At 28.1% G+C, this 15,805-nt stretch carries 19 protein-coding genes and 1 pseudogene; all 20 read right to left on the reverse strand.

Features of this window, described 5'->3' with window-relative positions:
* Positions 1–12: 12 nt before the first annotated feature.
* On the reverse strand, positions 13–1,044 hold the full coding sequence (locus ACYQ1U_RS06230) for a PDDEXK nuclease domain-containing protein (RefSeq protein WP_459885500.1): 1,032 nt from the start codon (positions 1,042–1,044) through the stop codon (positions 13–15).
* Positions 1,045–2,229, reverse strand: a complete 1,185-nt coding sequence (gene gmd / locus ACYQ1U_RS06235) for a GDP-mannose 4,6-dehydratase (RefSeq protein ID WP_459885503.1) — start codon at positions 2,227–2,229, stop codon at positions 1,045–1,047.
* Positions 2,222–2,773: a GDP-mannose mannosyl hydrolase gene (locus ACYQ1U_RS06240; RefSeq protein ID WP_459885506.1), complete on the reverse strand. Its 552-nt coding sequence runs from the start codon at positions 2,771–2,773 to the stop codon at positions 2,222–2,224. Before ACYQ1U_RS06240 ends, gmd begins: the two co-directional genes overlap by 8 nt.
* An 85-nt stretch (positions 2,774–2,858) precedes the next feature.
* Positions 2,859–3,137 carry a four helix bundle protein gene (locus ACYQ1U_RS06245; protein WP_459885508.1) on the reverse strand — a complete coding sequence of 93 codons (279 nt, stop codon included), beginning with the start codon at positions 3,135–3,137 and terminating at the stop codon, positions 2,859–2,861.
* Positions 3,138–3,176: 39 nt separating this feature from the next.
* A complete protein-coding gene (locus ACYQ1U_RS06250; RefSeq protein ID WP_459885511.1) occupies positions 3,177–4,619 on the reverse strand; it encodes a mannose-1-phosphate guanylyltransferase/mannose-6-phosphate isomerase in 1,443 nt (480 codons plus the stop codon).
* 229 nt (positions 4,620–4,848) lie between these two features.
* Positions 4,849–5,037: a hypothetical protein gene (locus ACYQ1U_RS06255; protein ID WP_459885514.1), complete on the reverse strand. Its 189-nt coding sequence runs from the start codon at positions 5,035–5,037 to the stop codon at positions 4,849–4,851.
* Positions 5,013–5,861, reverse strand: a complete 849-nt coding sequence (locus ACYQ1U_RS06260) for an ATP-binding protein (RefSeq protein WP_459885517.1) — start codon at positions 5,859–5,861, stop codon at positions 5,013–5,015. Before ACYQ1U_RS06260 ends, ACYQ1U_RS06255 begins: the two co-directional genes overlap by 25 nt.
* Positions 5,848–6,192 carry an ATP-binding protein gene (locus tag ACYQ1U_RS06265; protein WP_459885520.1) on the reverse strand — a complete coding sequence of 115 codons (345 nt, stop codon included), beginning with the start codon at positions 6,190–6,192 and terminating at the stop codon, positions 5,848–5,850. Before ACYQ1U_RS06265 ends, ACYQ1U_RS06260 begins: the two co-directional genes overlap by 14 nt.
* A 300-nt stretch (positions 6,193–6,492) precedes the next feature.
* Complete coding sequence (locus ACYQ1U_RS06270) at positions 6,493–7,788, reverse strand: ATP-binding protein (RefSeq protein WP_459885523.1); 1,296 nt, start codon at positions 7,786–7,788, stop codon at positions 6,493–6,495.
* Positions 7,789–8,249: 461 nt separating this feature from the next.
* Positions 8,250–9,416 (reverse strand): nucleotide sugar dehydrogenase, encoded by a 1,167-nt coding sequence (locus ACYQ1U_RS06275; RefSeq protein WP_459885526.1) that lies wholly within the window; start codon positions 9,414–9,416, stop codon positions 8,250–8,252.
* Positions 9,413–9,825, reverse strand: a pseudogene (locus tag ACYQ1U_RS06280) (four helix bundle protein). The gene ACYQ1U_RS06275 and the pseudogene ACYQ1U_RS06280 overlap by 4 nt, the downstream one beginning before the upstream one ends.
* A 179-nt stretch (positions 9,826–10,004) precedes the next feature.
* Positions 10,005–10,241: a ComEA family DNA-binding protein gene (locus ACYQ1U_RS06285; protein WP_459885529.1), complete on the reverse strand. Its 237-nt coding sequence runs from the start codon at positions 10,239–10,241 to the stop codon at positions 10,005–10,007.
* Between the two features lie 83 nt (positions 10,242–10,324).
* Entirely contained in the window at positions 10,325–11,356 is a 1,032-nt protein-coding gene (galE, locus tag ACYQ1U_RS06290; protein ID WP_459885532.1) for a UDP-glucose 4-epimerase GalE, read from the reverse strand.
* Between the two features lie 235 nt (positions 11,357–11,591).
* Complete coding sequence (locus ACYQ1U_RS06295) at positions 11,592–12,008, reverse strand: type II toxin-antitoxin system VapC family toxin (RefSeq protein ID WP_459885535.1); 417 nt, start codon at positions 12,006–12,008, stop codon at positions 11,592–11,594.
* Complete coding sequence (locus tag ACYQ1U_RS06300; RefSeq protein WP_459885538.1) at positions 12,001–12,273, reverse strand: hypothetical protein; 273 nt, start codon at positions 12,271–12,273, stop codon at positions 12,001–12,003. Before ACYQ1U_RS06300 ends, ACYQ1U_RS06295 begins: the two co-directional genes overlap by 8 nt.
* 68 nt (positions 12,274–12,341) lie before the next feature.
* Entirely contained in the window at positions 12,342–12,785 is a 444-nt protein-coding gene (locus ACYQ1U_RS06305; protein WP_459885541.1) for a hypothetical protein, read from the reverse strand.
* Between the two features lies 1 nt (position 12,786).
* On the reverse strand, positions 12,787–13,227 hold the full coding sequence (locus ACYQ1U_RS06310) for a Sua5 YciO YrdC YwlC family protein (protein ID WP_459885543.1): 441 nt from the start codon (positions 13,225–13,227) through the stop codon (positions 12,787–12,789).
* The gene (locus tag ACYQ1U_RS06315) at positions 13,214–13,636 is read right to left on the reverse strand and encodes a flagellar export protein FliJ (RefSeq protein WP_459885546.1); all 423 of its coding nucleotides are present in this window, start codon (positions 13,634–13,636) and stop codon (positions 13,214–13,216) included. Before ACYQ1U_RS06315 ends, ACYQ1U_RS06310 begins: the two co-directional genes overlap by 14 nt.
* Positions 13,637–13,707: 71 nt before the next feature.
* Complete coding sequence (locus ACYQ1U_RS06320; protein WP_459886408.1) at positions 13,708–14,955, reverse strand: adenylosuccinate synthase; 1,248 nt, start codon at positions 14,953–14,955, stop codon at positions 13,708–13,710.
* Positions 14,942–15,757: an ATP phosphoribosyltransferase regulatory subunit gene (locus ACYQ1U_RS06325; protein WP_459885549.1), complete on the reverse strand. Its 816-nt coding sequence runs from the start codon at positions 15,755–15,757 to the stop codon at positions 14,942–14,944. Before ACYQ1U_RS06325 ends, ACYQ1U_RS06320 begins: the two co-directional genes overlap by 14 nt.
* Positions 15,758–15,805: the final 48 nt, after the last annotated feature.

Raw genomic sequence — 15,805 nt, forward strand, 5'->3', positions numbered from 1 at the left:
TTAAACTGTATTTTAGTCATTATCATCCTTTTGAATCTGTTTTTTTATTTGTTCTATGCTTGGAAGTGTGTCTTTTAATTTGTCAGGCAATTTTGTAGTTAATCTATATTCACTAACTCCTATTGGTTTATTTATATCTCTTAAAGCATATTCGACTATTAAATTATCTTTTGATTTGCATATCAAAATACCTATAGTTGAATTATCTATTTCTGATTTTAGAATATCATCTACAGCAGATACGTAAAAATTTAATTTTCCGGCATATTCAGGTTTAAATTCATCGTTTTTAAGTTCAATTACAATATATGAATGAAGTTTTAAATGATAAAATAATAAATCTATTCTAAATTCTTGATTTGCTATTTCTAATATATATTGCTTACCAACAAATGCAAACCCACTGCCAAGTTCAAGTAAAAAATCTTTTATATTTTCAATTAAAGCATCTTCTAATTCTTTTTCTTTATAATCCTCATTAATAGTCAAAAAATCAAATATATAAGGATCTTTTGTAATTTCTTTTGCTAAGTCTGAGTGAATAGGTGGTAAAGTTTTTTCAAAATTATTTACTGCTCTATTTTTTCTATAAAAAAGCCCGCTCTCTATTTGATGAACTAAAACATTTCTACTAATGCCATTCTTTAATGTATTTTCAACATAAAAAATTGCTTCATCTATATTTTTACATTTTTGAATAATTATAATATTATGTCCCCATGGGATTTGATAAATTTGCGAAACAACTTGTTTCGCAATTTCTTTTTTATCCCAAAAGTTTACCCATTTTCTAATAAGCTCTAAATTTCTTTTAGAAAATCCTTTAACATTAGGAAATGCTTTTGATAAATCAATGCTAAGATTTTCTAAAAATTTACTTCCCCATTTATAATTATCTTGAACTTCAATAATTTTTTTACCAAGATACCAATAAAACTGTAATAACTCGCTATTTACTTTTATAGATGCTTTTATTTGAGCAGATTTAAATTTTAATTTTAAATCTTTTAAAATATTTTTATATTCATCTATATGATCTAACATCTACACTCCACAACTCTTAGGCACCTCAAATCCACATCTCTTTAATACTAACTCTTGATAATTTTCTTTCAAATCACTCTCAACCATCTCTTGTGTCATTTCTTCAAGAGTAATTTGTGGTTCCCATCCAAGTTTTTCTTTGGCTTTTGTAGCATCTCCAAGTAACAAATCAACTTCTGTTGGTCTGAAATATTTAGGGTCAACTTCAATAATTGGCTTGCCAATTAAATTTTTAATGTTTAATGTTAAATGTTGAATTGTTTGTTCATCCGCTCCAATTTCTTTTAATTTATCATTCAAAATTGAAAATTCAACATTATTTAATATTCCTTTTTCATCTACTCCTTTACCTTCAAATACAATATTAAGTCCTAAATATTTTCCTGCAAGTCTTACAAATTCTCTAATCTCAGTTGTCCTACCTGTCGCTATTACCCAGTCTTCTGGTTTTTCATATTGAAGTATCATCCACATCATTCTCACATAATCTTTTGCATGTCCCCAATCTCTTTTTGCACTTAAATTTCCAAGATATAATTTTTTATCAAGTCCTAAAAGGATTCTTGCTATTCCTCTTGTTATTTTTCTTGTTACAAATGTCTCCCCTCTTCTTGATGATTCGTGATTAAAGAGTATTCCATTACAAGCAAACATGTTATAAGCTTCTCTATAATTTACCGTAATCCAATACGCATATAGTTTTGCTACTGCATAAGGACTTCTTGGATAAAAAGGTGTTTTTTCATTTTGTGGAACTTCCTGAACTAATCCGTAAAGCTCTGACGTTGAGGCTTGATAGATTTTTGTTTTATCTGTTAGTCCTAATAGTCTTACTGCTTCAAGAATTCTAAGTGTTCCTATACCATCTGCATTTGCTGTATATTCTGGTTCTTCAAAACTAACTGCTACGTGTGATTGTGCAGCAAGATTGTATATTTCATCTGGCTGAACCTCTTGAATAATACGAGTCAGATTCATACTATCTGTCATATCACCGTAATGTAAAAAGAAATTCACATCTTCTTCATGAGGGTCTTTATATAGGTGATCTATTCTATCGGTATTAAACAAACTGCTTCTTCTTTTTATACCATGTACTTCATAACCTTTTTCAAGTAAAAACTCGGCTAAATAACTTCCATCCTGACCTGTTATCCCTGTTATTAACGCTTTTTTCTTAGACATATTCACTTCCTTTAAAATAATCTTTAATATATTGATGAACATCATTTCTTAGCATAATTTCCTCTATACTTAACCAAATATATTCGTTGTGTTGCTCAAATGGTATATTATTAGGGTTAAGTGATAAGGGATAAGGGCTATTGTGTTTTTTAGAAATTATATCGAAATCCAATAAGTATGCTAAATTGATATAATGAGTAGATATATCATCTCCAAAAATACTATCTTCATAAAAATGTTCAAAAATACCAATGAATTTTAGGGGTAAGGGATAAGTGGTAAGGGATAAGTTTAGTTCTTCTTTTAGGATTCTTTTTTGGGCATCTTCAATAGTTTCGTTTTTAAATATTCTCCCACCTATCGTAAAATAATATCCTTTTGCTGGAGAATTAACTCTTTTTCCAAGTAAATATTTATTATTTTTCTTTATCAAAAAATCTATCGAAATTAGCGGTGTATTTTCTACTACACATTTAAATGTATCAAGAGGTAAGAAGAGATAAGGGGTATGGAATAAGGGATAAGAGCTATGTTCATTAGGCATTTCTTAATTTCCTTTTTAAAGAATTAATAAAAGCATTTAACATTTTGCTTATTTCCATACATTTATTTTCTATAATGATAAATTTTTATTCACTAATATACTCTAAATCTTTTGAAAGAATTAAAAAATATCTAACTTCTTCTAATGAAGCATTAGCAATATTCAAAAACTGAATAAATTCTTTTGTATTTTTCATCGCCTTTCCTTCTACTATATTAACAGGAACTGAATATGCCGTTCTTCTTATTTGAGAAATGATTCCATATATCTCTTCTTTTGGAAAAGATTTAGTAGTTTCATAAATATCTAATACTAAACTATGTGCTTTTTTCCAAACTTCTAAATTATTCCACACTACATACATCTTACACTTACCTCTTATTCCTCTTATCCCTTACTCCTCTTACCTATTATTCCTCTTAAAATCATCTTCAATTCTAATAATATCATCTTCACCAGTATATTCGCCAACCTGTGCTTCAATTAAAACTACTGGAATTTTTCCAGGATTAGAAAGTCTATGAATTTCTCCCATTTTGATGTATGTTGATTCGTTTGGTCTCACAAGATATGTTTTATCTCCTACTTGCACCTCTGCTGTACCACTTACTACTATCCAATGTTCGTTTCTATGAAAATGCTTTTGAAGTGATAGTCTTTTACCTGGTTTTACTACTATTCTTTTTATCTTATATCCATTTTCATCTATTAATGTTTCAAATGTTCCCCAGGGGCGATTTACTTTATAATGTTCAATTATTAATTTTGAATTTTGAATTTTAAGTTTTTCAACAATATTTTTAACTTTTTGTGTTTGGCCTTTTTTAGCAATTAATAGTGCATCTCTGGTATCAATTACTATAAAATCCTCTAATCCAATTGTTGCAATAACTTTTTTACCATTATCTGTATAATAAAAATTATTTTTTCCTTCTATCTCAATCCTACAACCTAAATCCTCATTGCTTAACTCTTCAATTAAACTATCAAAGCTTCCTACATCATTCCACCCAAAACTACTTGGTACTACTTTTATTTTATTACTTCTTTCCATTACTGCATAATCTATACTAATGTCTGGAATATCTTGCATATTGGTTATTCGTAATTGGTTATTGGTTATTTGTTTTATATATTTGCTATACACTTCCTTACATGCTTCATAAACTTCAGGAGAATATTTTTGAAGCTCTTCTAAATAAACTCCGGCTTTAAACATAAACATTCCGCTATTCCATAAATAACGAGTAGTTGGTAGCGAATAGCTAGTAGAATTTTGTTGTATATATTTTTTTGCTGTTTCTAAATCTGGCTTTTCATGAAAATTCTTTACATTCAAACCACTTTCTACTTTCTGCTTGCTACCAGCTACACACTCAATATACCCATATCCTGTGTGAGGTTCAGTTGGTTCAATACCAAACGTTACTAAATAACCATCCTCCGCTAATTTTTTTGCTTTTTCTATTGCCTCTTTGTATTTTTCTATATCTTTGATCAAATGATCACTCGGAGTTACAAAAAGTATCTCTTCCTCTTTACTATGTAATGCTGCAAATGCTATAGCAGGTGCCGTGTTTTTCCCTATTTCTTCTAATAAGAATTGAGATTTGAGGTTTGAGGTTTGAGGATATATTTCTTCAATTTGATCTAATGCTAAAAAATATTGATCTTCATTTGTTATTATCACAAACTCATCACAAACACTACTGTTTCTCTCTATTGTATTTTGAAAAAGAGACTTTGTTTGGTTATCAAATAGCTTTAAAAACTGCTTTGGCATTAATTTTCTGCTTAGTGGCCAAAGTCTAGTACCATTACCCCCACAAAGAATTATATTTTTCATCCATTATCCCTAAAAATATCCTTTATATAAGGATTGATAAATCTTTTTCTATTCTGCTAGGTAAAATTTTATCAAAATTTTTTCTGATTTGTATAGAGTTGGTGTATTGGTTATTGGTATATTGGTTATTGGTATATTGGTTATTGGTATATTGGTTATTGGTGTATTTATATTGGGAACTGAGTGCTAAGGGTTGAGTATTGAGTGCTGAGTTTTAAGATTTTGTGTTTTATTTACTCAACAGCTCAAAAAACTCTCTATTTATGTAATATTTACTCTTACTTATTTTCTTTTCTTCTAGCAAACCGACAGTCGATAACTGCTTTAAATATTTTGAAGCGGTCTGTCTTGATATATTTAAGTGCTTCCTTATGTTAAAAAACTTCAAAAATTTTAATATAAAAATCCAAACAGCCAAAGGGGTATCTCTTCAAAACCGACTTCTATATTATCTTTTACAACAAAAGCATTTTTTAAATTCTTAATCTGTTTTTTAGTCTTATTCTTACCTCCAATCTCGAAAACATATTTATCATCTACAATATAATCGCCTTGTTTGGAGTATTTTATATTATGCTTATAAAGTTGTGATACAAAAAAAGATTCTCTAATAGAACCGATGTTTTGATTTACACATAAAATATTAAATAAATTGGGATTATCTAAAAGAATTTTATCCGGTTTTTGAAATAAAGAGTTTCCTTTTTTATTATAATAAAGAAGATGTATCAATTTTCCTTTTAAAAGTGCTTCTATATAATTATAAAGGGTTTTTATGTTAATCCCGACTTCTCTTGATAAATTAGTTAAATTAAAATTACCCAGAGGGTTTTCGCAAAGCAATAAAAGCAGTTTTTTTAAAACAAATATATTTGATGAATCAATATTAAATAAATACAACAAATTGCTTTCGATTGTTTTATTTACAACTTCTAATAATTTCATATAATATGTGTCTTCATTGCTCTCAAGAAAAAACGGATAAGCTCCATATTTTAAATAATCATCAAAATATTTAAGCGGCTTGATTTTTTTAGATATTTCAAATGCAATATCATAATGATTATTAATAATATTTTCTAATGTTATACTTGAAAAAGAGATATTTAAACTTAACTCTAAAAACTCTCTAAATGAAAGTATCGGAACATCGTAAATGACGGCTCTTCTGCTTAAATCGGGAGTAGATAATACAATAGCACTTGAGCCGGAAAAAATAATTTGAATATCAAAAAAAATCATATATTGTTTTTAAATCATTTTCAAAATCTTTTTGATAATGAATTTCATCAAACGCTATTACCTTTACTCCTTTTTTATAAGCTTCTTCTGTGATATTTAATATTTTTTCAGTAACAATTGAGCTGTCAACAGAAACATATAAAATTTCTCTTTTTTGTAAAGAAAGAGTATTTAGATATTGTTTGATTAGAGTTGTTTTTCCAACTCCTTTTGCACCTCTTATGCCAATTAATTTTTCATTAAAGTTAATGGTGTTATAGATACTCCTTTTATATAGCGGGGGAGAAGATTTTAAAAATAAATTTGAATAAAAAAATAATTTTTCTAACATTCAAAACCTTTCAATGCAATGAAAAAAAATAAACACTTTTTTGTATTATACCAATTCTAATATAGTCATAGTTTTTAAATAGAAGTATATGCTTTAATTGTTTGTATTTGATTAACTAAATTTTATTATACTGAAGTGTCCAAATATCTTGGAATTGGTATAATAATAGATTTTTTATAGTTTTTTTAATCAACTTAGCATTTTAAGGATTTCATTGCACTAAAAGACTTCGTTTTATATATGTGAATTCTCACATTTCATAATACTTAACCCTCAATCCTCAATACTCAGCACTAAATACTAAACCTCATCAATAGAAAATATTTTATACTCTACTTCAAAATTTTTAAATTTTTCCACTAAATTTTTTGATTTTAAGATAAGCTCTTTCAGATTTGCCCTTTTTTTATTCATTTTGACTTCTGCTATTAAAAGTTTTTTATTTATTTCATCTACTGCGACTATATCTATTTCGTTTTTATTGCCTCTTTCCCAGTATCTTCCTATTTTTGTGTATTGTTTTGTGAGTTTTAATTTTTCTACAAAAAGTTTTTCTAAAAATTTGCCTTGGTATGTCGGAAAATCCCTAAAAATAATTTGCTTTAACGCTTCAAAGTTTTCAGCTTCTATAAATGAGAGGTATTTATAAATAAACCTAAACCAAAAATTTAGAAAATTATCCTCTATTTCATATTTTTGAAGTTTTGAGTTTATTTTTGCTGTAATTGGTTTTATGGGCTTAATAATATTATAATCCTTTTCAAGTCTTTCTAAATGACCTGAAATGTTTTTTTGCAATATACTCTCAATCTCACTTCTTGAAGTTTTAGATGAAGCAATCAAAGCAAGTATCGAAAAATATGTAGTATATTCTTTTCCAAACTCTTCAATAAGCCTATTTTTACCTTCGTCTAAAAAAATACTGTTTGGGGCAATTATTACATTGATTATATCTTTCAAGCTAAAAGCATTGAATAATAAAAGCAGTTCTATATATTTTGCAACACCACCGGTAATAGTATAAAAGTCAAGCAGATTTTTTTGAGAGTATGAATTATAATCTTTTAGTATCTCCTCTAGAGTATCTATCCTAAAAGGTTTTAGATTTATTTTAAAATCTGCTCTTGCAAAAAGAGGTTCTTTACTGTCTTCAAATATCTTTTTCATTAGAGAATATACCGACCCGCAAATTATCAAGTGCATATGAGAAGTGTTTTTGTTTAAATCCCATATCTTTTGTATCTGTGAAAAAACCGATGGATTAACTTTATAAAACTCTTGAAACTCATCAAGTATTAAGGTTATTTCATTTGTTTTTGAATACTCCATCAAAAATTCAAACAAATCCGCAAATTTTTCAAATTTTCCAAAAGTTTTTATTCCTTGATTGTTAAGTTCGTCTACAAATTCTTCACATAATAAGGCTTCATTTTTTCTAGAAATAAACAAATAAATAGCATTATTAACCTTCAAAGCCAAAGTAGTTTTGCCAACTCTTCTCCTTCCAACTATAATAGTCATAATAGAGCGATTCTGTTTTAAATTATCAGCTTTTTGAAGTAAATTTAATTCATCATTTCTGTCATAAAATTTCATTTTGTTCCTTATGATAACTTGTGTTATGATAATGTGTGTTATTATAACAAAATTTTTATTAGTGATGAGTGGGGAGTATTTATACCAATTCCAAGATGTTTAGACACTTTAGTATAATAAAATTTAGTTAATCAAATACAACCAATTAAAGCATATACTTCTATTTAAAAACTATGACTATATTAGAATTGGTATTATACCAATTGACAATGGAAAATGGATAATGGAAAATGATGAAAAGTATTGAAATTAAGGAAATTTTAAACATTTATAAAGTAACTAACTAATTAAGAATTGGTATTATTCGTAGCATCTATTGCCCCGAATAAATTCGAGGTTCCGTTAGAGTTATTTAGTCAGTGCCCATTAAATTTATCTGGAACCTCTCTACTTTCGAAGCTTTTTTAGCCGCGATTAAAATCACGGTTGTGAAAAAATGTAAGATTTTTTTAGAATTGGTATTAGTCTCTACTATAAATATCCCTTGTATATACTTTGTCTTTAAACCTTTCTAAATCATCTTCCATTCTGTTTGCAATTATTACATCACATTCATTAAGTGTATCTAAATTGTTTGTAATAGGAATACCGTCTATCTCTTTTTCTTTTGCAGCCGGTTCATAAATTATCATATCCACAAAAGGCTTTAGCATATTTATTACATCAAATATTGCACTGCTTCTGAAGTTATCACTTCCTGCTTTCATTATTAGTCTATAAATGCCCACTTTTTTAGGATTTTTATCAAGTATTCTTTTTGCAATATATTCTTTTCTTAATACATTTGAATCTACAATCGCTTCCATTAATTTTTGAGGTATGTTTTCTTTTGTATAGTTTGCTAAGAGTTGTTTTGTATCTTTTGGAAGGCAGTATCCTCCATATCCAAAGCTTGGATTGTTATAGTGCATTCCTATTCTTGGGTCAAGACATACCCCTTCTATGATATCTTTGCTATTTAAGCCTTTCATTTCGGCAAATGTATCAAGTTCGTTAAAAAACGAAACTCTCATTGCAAGATACGTATTTGCAAAAAGCTTAACCGCTTCTGCTTCTGTATTGTTAGTAAACAAAATAGGAATAGTCTCTTTAAAAGCCCCATCTCTTAGTAGATTTGCAAAAATTTCAGCTTTAGTACTTTTTTCTCCTACAATTATTCTGCTTGGATATAAACTATCATATAATGCTTTTCCTTCTCTTAAAAATTCTGGCACGAAAAATATATTTTTGTAGTTAAATTCTTTTTTGATTCTTTCAGTATATCCTATTGGAATGGTTGAGCGAATTACAATAGTAGCTTTTGGATTTATTTCAAGCACATCTTTTATTACACTCTCAATTGACTTTGTATTAAAGTAATTTGTAATTGGGTCATAATCAGTAGGTGTAGCTATTACTACATATTCAGCATATTCATAAGCCTCTTTTTTATCAAGTGTTGCTCTTAACTTTAAATCCTTCGTCTGGAAAAACTCTGTAATCTCTTTATCTTCTATTGGAGAGATTCTTTTATTTATAAGCTCAACTTTTTCTGGAATAATATCAAGTGCAACTACTTCGTTGTTTTGTGATAATAATACCGCATTACTTAAACCTACGTATCCTGTCCCAGCGATTGCTATTTTCATTTGAGTTCCTTTGATTTAGAAGTATTAGAGGTTTTAGGGGTTGTAGATGTTTTATAAGTTTTTGAAAGTGACTTTATAAGTCCATTTAGTAAATACCCTATTTTTAAAGATTTATCATACAAAAAGTTATAATCTTTATTATTTAAAAAACCTAAATCTTTTGATAATAAAAGCAAATATTTTACCTCCTCTAATGACCCTCTAGAAATATATAAAAATCTTATAAATTCCTTATTGAATTTTTTGAATGGCCTTCTACTATATTTGTTGGAATAGAAACTACTGCCCTTTTTATTTGAGAAATTATACCAAAGGTCTCTTCTTTTGGAAAAGTTTTTAAACAACTATAAATGTCTTTCACAAATTTATGACTTTCTTGCCAAACTATTAAGTCTTGCCAGTTACGCATGATTTTTCTTTGTTTTAGAGGTGTTAAAGGTTGTAGGGGTATTAGAGGTAATAGAAACACTAAAAGTACTAGAGGTACTAGAAGTATTAGGGGTATTAGAAGTTATATTACTCTTATACCCCCCTACAACCTTTACAACTTCTAATACCCATACTAACCCCCTATAACCTCTACTAACTTCATTTAACTTTAATATCATCTTTTATTTTTTCAAATATTTTTTTGCCTATACCTTTGACTTTCATAATATCTTCTTTTTGTTTAAATGGATGAGCTTTTCTATATTCCATAATTGCTACTGCTTTGGTATGGCCAATTCCCTCTAATGAATGTAACTCCTCCATTGTAGCTTTATTGATATCTATTTTTGCAAACAAACTAACTACAAATAAAAATAAAATTAATAATTTTTTCATCCCTTCTCCTTCATTTTTTTATTTTATCATAAAAGACTATACACAATAGACTTTTTAAAATTTTTGTTTAATTTTGTCTATAATTATTTTAAATTTTTCTCCCATTCATATGCAGTTTTACAAATAAAACTTAAATCATCATATTTTGGAGTCCAATCCATTTTATTTTTAATTTTATTATTATCTGCTATAAGCATTGCAGGATCTCCCGCACGTCTACCAGTAACCTCAACCTTAAAATCAACCCCGCTTACTTTTTTCATCGTATCAATTACCTCTTTTACACTAGCACCTCTTCCATATCCTATATTAAAAATATCGCTTCCATCTTTATCTAAATATTCAAGCCCTTTTATATGAGCATCGGCTAAATCCATTACATGGATATAATCCCTAATACCTGTGCCATCAGGTGTAGGATAATCATTTCCAAAAATATACATTTTATCTCTTTTGCCACAAGCACATTCACTTGCTACTTTTATAAGATGTGTTGCGTCTTTTGTTTTTTGTCCTATTGTAAGGTCTGGGCTTGCTCCGGCTACATTAAAATATCTAAAAATTACATATTTAAATTCAGGATTTGCCTTGGCTGCATCTTGAATTATCTTTTCACTAAAAAGTTTAGTTTGTCCATATGGATTAATTGGATTTGTCGGATAGTCCTCAGAAATTTTAAAATCACTTGGAACTTGGAACTTGGCTACTTGGCTACTTTTAACATCAGGTTCTCCATATACAGCAGCAGTTGAAGAAAATATAAACTTTTTAACTCCATATTCATTTGAGAGCTTTACTAAATTGGCAGTATTTGCAGTATTGTTTAAGTAATATTTCAGAGGTTTTTCAACGCTTTCCGGCACAATAAGACTCGCTGCAAAATGAATAATAGCATCAAAATTTTTAGCTTTAAAAACCCCTCTTATCTCATCCCAGTTACTAAGGTCTGCTTCAATAAAATCAAAATCTCTAATCTTTTTAAGCTCATCAATAGTTGATTTAAATCCTGTAATTAAATTATCTATAACTGTTACATCACTGTCACTATTTTCTAAAAGAAGTTTTACCACGTGTGAGCCTATATATCCAGCCCCACCAGTTACTAAAATGTTCATAAAAATCCTTTAATTTTTATTCTTATACCAATTCCAATATGTTTGTATATTTTTAAAAAATTCAAAATCCCTTAATTTTGCGATATTTATCCATTTTCCATTGTCCATTTTCCATTTTCAATTGGTATTATTAAGATTTCAAATTATAACATTTCATATATTAATTTAAAAACTATTTGAAAATAGGCCATTCTTTCAAACTAATAGAATATACCACAAATAAAATAAAGAAAGCCTATGACTTCACTTTAAGATCTAAAAATTCTTCATAATTCATAATTTTGATCCCACAGTTTACAAATTTTTTATCACTTGTAATAAAAATTTCACAATTATTATTTTTAGCACAAAAACATTGTAAAACATCTTCTAAATCTGCTTTATTTTCTTTACAATATTTTATACTTTCTTTTAAAGTTTTTTCACCAAAACCAACTATATTCCATTTATCAATAATATTCTCAAAAAAATCTAAAATCTTAAGATTTCCTTTTAAGATATAATAAACAGTCGTTATAATATCTTCACTAATGAACACTTCATAATCTTCCTCAATTAATTTTATTATAAGCTTCTTTGCCAAGAAATGATTTTTTCTACCGCCATCAATTATATCAATTACAATATTAGCATCCAAAAACACTCTATTCATAATATTTTTCTTTCTTTTTAGTTTTAATATCCTGCACTTTCATATCTTCAAATTCTCCATTAACCATACCAACAAACTGCATAAATTCATCTATTTCTTTTTGTTTTTTTTCTTTTAAAAACTTTTGAAATTCTTTAGCATATTTAGGAGATAAAAATATCCCTTTTATTTCGTTTTTTCTCTTATCCACAACCTCTACATAATCATAATTTTCTATAATCGAAGAATTTCTTACCAAATCTCTAATACTTACTGTTATTGACATAATAATCCTTTGTTGTATTTTGGTTTATTGTAACACTTAAATCCAATATTGTCAAATTTTAATTAAATTCAATTTTTCATCTCTTTTATTAAAATTAAAATACCTCTTTTTTTGTCTTTAAACAAAATTTTGTTTTTATCTTTTTTACAAAAATATCCCTTAATACACTCTTTATTTAATAATTTATCAAAAAAATCACTAGGATAATCTTTACTAATATATTCCCTAATAAACTTTTCTTTGTCAATACACTTTCCATTGTAACAAATATATGAATTTTTAACAGTAATTTTAAAAGGGATTGTGCCTGCTTTATAAATCTCTATCTCTTTAAATCCTAACCCTTCTTTCAAAAAACCCTGATCTGAAATTTTTATTTGAGGTGTTTTAATAACAGCATATATTGGCACTGTTTTTGTAGTACAACCAAGCATTAAAGTGAAAAGTGAAAAGTGAAAAGTGAAAAGCAATATTTTTTTTATCTTCTTAAGTTCCAATTCTACATTCTCCATTCTAACGAATTCTTTTTATTTTATTATTTGAAATTTTATAAATTTTTGAAGCTTCACCTTCAAAAAGGCCTCTTTTATCTTCCACAATAATATCAGCCATCTCTCTTGCCCATTTTTTATCAAACTTTTGTTTATGAGGGTTTGCGGACGTGGAGTACATCCATTTAAACTTTTTTAAAAACTTTAAATGACTCTCATCTTTTACAACTCTAAAACTCTCTTTATTTGGATATATAAAAGTAGTCTTACAAGAGCGTCTTACTAGATTTTTATACTTATTTGGCACTCTTACAAAGTTTTTTAGTGTAGAGAGACTATCTACTTCTCTTAAGATTTTTTGATTTAGGGGTCGCTTTTTTATTGCGTTTAGCTTAATTTTATCTTGAGATAAAAATCCCACAGTCGTATCTGTTTGGGTTAGGTATATTTTATTTGGGTTCATCATTTTTCCTTAGCAATATAGCAATCTCATCTAAATCTCTCATTTCTTTTAACCTTATTTCTTTAACTTTTTTCTTAATCTCCTCACCTTGAAGATATTTCATTTTTTCATATTCTATTTTTGCTTTTTTTAACTCCTCTAATAAATCCTTTTTTCGTGCATTTAACATATCAATTTGAGAATTAAGACTGTTTATTTCCTGTCTTACTAAGTCTTGATTTGCTTTAATATAAGTAAACTGAGAAAAAGTACCTGTTTTGGGGAAAGAAAAAGAAATTAAAGAAGAGTTTAGCTCATCTATTTTATTTTTAAGATCAAGTATTGCAATATTGATTTTTTTTATATCGTTTTCTATTTTTTCAACAGCCCTTTTTTTAAATTTTACAACACTGTCAAATTTTGTTTTCATAACAATCTGTTATTAGTGTATTTGTTATTGGTATATTTGAAATCCAATATACTAATACACCTCTATACCAATTAACGAATAATTGTTGCATTTCTGTCAGGTCCAGTCGATACATACTTAATATGACAATCTATTTTTTCTTCTAAAAATTCAATATATTTTTTTGCATTTTCAGGTAAATCTTCAAATTTTGTAATACCAGCACTTTTTTCCCATCCATCAAACTCTACATAAATTGGTTTAATACCTTCTAAATCACTTGGGAAATAATCCAGTCTCTCTCCATCTCTTTCATATGCCACACATACTTTTACCTTATCAAATCCATCAAGTACGTCAAGTTTCATAATAGCCACTTCATCACAACTATTAAGAGTTACAGCATATTTCGCAGCAACTACATCAAACCACCCACATCTTCTAGGTCTACCGGTAGTTGTTCCAAATTCAGCACCTTGTGCTCTTATTTTATCTCCAGCCTCACTCAAGTCTTCAGTAGGAAAAGGTCCATTACCAACTCTTGTAGTATATGCTTTTGCAATTCCTATTACTTTATTAAGTTTTTTTGGTGGAATGCCGCTACCTGTAAGTGCTCCGCTTGCAATAGTATTTGAGCTTGTAACATATGGATATGTTCCATGATCTACGTCAAGTAAAGTAGCTTGAGCTCCTTCAAGAAGCATATTTTTATCAAAATTATCCCAAAGGTATTTTGTAGTATCTATAATATTGCATCCAAGTTCATTTTGCCATTCTTGAAGTTCTTTTTTCAAATCATCCATATTTGGAATCTCTATATCAAGATATTCAAAGTATCCTTTGTTCATTTCATAATAGTGTTCTAATTTCTCAAGCAGTCTATCTATATTTTTAAGCTCACCCATTCTAACACCAACTCTTGCTATTTTATCAGCATATGCAGGGCCTATTCCTCTTCCAGTTGTACCAATTGCATTTTTACCTCTAAGTTTCTCTCTTGCTTTATCTATTGCTATGTGAGTATCAAGTATCATATGAGCTTTGTCTGAAATAAATAATTTATTTTTTATGTCTTTATCAAAATTTTTTATTTCTTTAATAAGTTGAGGCGGATATACTACAACTCCGTTTGCTATTACATTTATAGCATTTGGATTTAGTACACCACTTGGAAGCAAATGAAGAGCATATTTTTTACCGTCTACTACCACAGTATGTCCGGCATTATGTCCACCTTGACTTCTAATAACAATATCATAATTTTTTGCTACTAAATCAACTATTTTACCCTTACCTTCATCTCCCCACTGAAGTCCTACAATCAAATCAACCATCGAGATCCTTTAACAAGTTATCAGTATATATCGAAAATCCACTACTTCTTATGCCTTCTACTATATATTCTCCGCCTTTTGCTATTACATCATTTTTATTTATAAATCTATAAAAAAGTCCAGTATAGTATCTAAGATTTGCTACATAAAGCGGCGCTAAAATAATATCATAATTTATTTTTTTGCTAGTTTCAATTAGCTCTTTTAAATAATTACCTATTTCGTATGGATACACATTTAAGTCAATATCTTCTGGTTTATTAATTTTTAAAAGTTCTTTTAACCAAGGTTCTTTGAATTTATAAATTCTCATTTTTTTAATATCTTCAATATCAAGCCCCGTTAACTCGCATACTTTTTTTGGAATTTGAATATGAGATAAAACAAGAGGATAATTTTTATTTAGTCTTTTTAAAATATTTATGTTTGTATTAAGTATATCTTCTATATTCCCCTCAAGCCACTCAGCCCCAATTTGATTAATCTCAGTTGACGGTGCACGAAATACCGGCTGAATATAAAACCATTTTTTGGCTTCACTTTTTAGTCTTTTTAATACTATTCTTATAATATCAATTGAACTATCTCCTCTTAGAGCCAAATTTCTATTTTCTTTATCTGTAAATCTAATAAGTTCTTTCTCACTTAAAGCTTCAAGCTGGTGATAAGAAAAAAACGGGCTTACTATCTCTTCGTAATCTAACGATTCAAATACCTCACTAGCTAAACGCTCTACTTCTCTTTTTATTTTGGCTTTTTTGCCAAAATAAAGCTTTGCTCCATCTGGTATATCGTGTGCAAAAATCATTTTTCTTCTTTTATAGAAATATCAACTGATTGAAATAAAAACCACATT

Source organism: Caminibacter profundus (assembly GCF_054657155.1).

Bases quoted from the DNA above. Each gene is read 5' to 3' on its own strand.
- ACYQ1U_RS06245 (WP_459885508.1), bottom strand. From the start codon at position 3,137: ATGTATGTAGTGTGGAATAATTTAGAAGTTTGGAAAAAAGCACATAGT.
- ACYQ1U_RS06285 (WP_459885529.1), bottom strand. From the start codon at position 10,241: ATGAAAAAATTATTAATTTTATTTTTATTTGTAGTTAGTTTGTTTGCA.
- ACYQ1U_RS06270 (WP_459885523.1), bottom strand. From the start codon at position 7,788: ATGAAATTTTATGACAGAAATGATGAATTAAATTTACTTCAAAAAGCT.
- ACYQ1U_RS06305 (WP_459885541.1), bottom strand. From the start codon at position 12,785: ATGGAGAATGTAGAATTGGAACTTAAGAAGATAAAAAAAATATTGCTT.
- ACYQ1U_RS06300 (WP_459885538.1), bottom strand. From the start codon at position 12,273: ATGTCAATAACAGTAAGTATTAGAGATTTGGTAAGAAATTCTTCGATT.
- ACYQ1U_RS06310 (WP_459885543.1), bottom strand. From the start codon at position 13,227: ATGAACCCAAATAAAATATACCTAACCCAAACAGATACGACTGTGGGA.
- ACYQ1U_RS06295 (WP_459885535.1), bottom strand. From the start codon at position 12,008: ATGAATAGAGTGTTTTTGGATGCTAATATTGTAATTGATATAATTGAT.
- ACYQ1U_RS06325 (WP_459885549.1), bottom strand. From the start codon at position 15,757: ATGATTTTTGCACACGATATACCAGATGGAGCAAAGCTTTATTTTGGC.
- ACYQ1U_RS06265 (WP_459885520.1), bottom strand. From the start codon at position 6,192: ATGTTAGAAAAATTATTTTTTTATTCAAATTTATTTTTAAAATCTTCT.
- ACYQ1U_RS06315 (WP_459885546.1), bottom strand. From the start codon at position 13,636: ATGAAAACAAAATTTGACAGTGTTGTAAAATTTAAAAAAAGGGCTGTT.
- ACYQ1U_RS06260 (WP_459885517.1), bottom strand. From the start codon at position 5,861: ATGATTTTTTTTGATATTCAAATTATTTTTTCCGGCTCAAGTGCTATT.
- ACYQ1U_RS06275 (WP_459885526.1), bottom strand. From the start codon at position 9,416: ATGAAAATAGCAATCGCTGGGACAGGATACGTAGGTTTAAGTAATGCG.
- ACYQ1U_RS06230 (WP_459885500.1), bottom strand. From the start codon at position 1,044: ATGTTAGATCATATAGATGAATATAAAAATATTTTAAAAGATTTAAAA.
- ACYQ1U_RS06240 (WP_459885506.1), bottom strand. From the start codon at position 2,773: ATGCCTAATGAACATAGCTCTTATCCCTTATTCCATACCCCTTATCTC.
- ACYQ1U_RS06250 (WP_459885511.1), bottom strand. From the start codon at position 4,619: ATGAAAAATATAATTCTTTGTGGGGGTAATGGTACTAGACTTTGGCCA.
- galE (WP_459885532.1), bottom strand. From the start codon at position 11,356: ATGAACATTTTAGTAACTGGTGGGGCTGGATATATAGGCTCACACGTG.
- gmd (WP_459885503.1), bottom strand. From the start codon at position 2,229: ATGTCTAAGAAAAAAGCGTTAATAACAGGGATAACAGGTCAGGATGGA.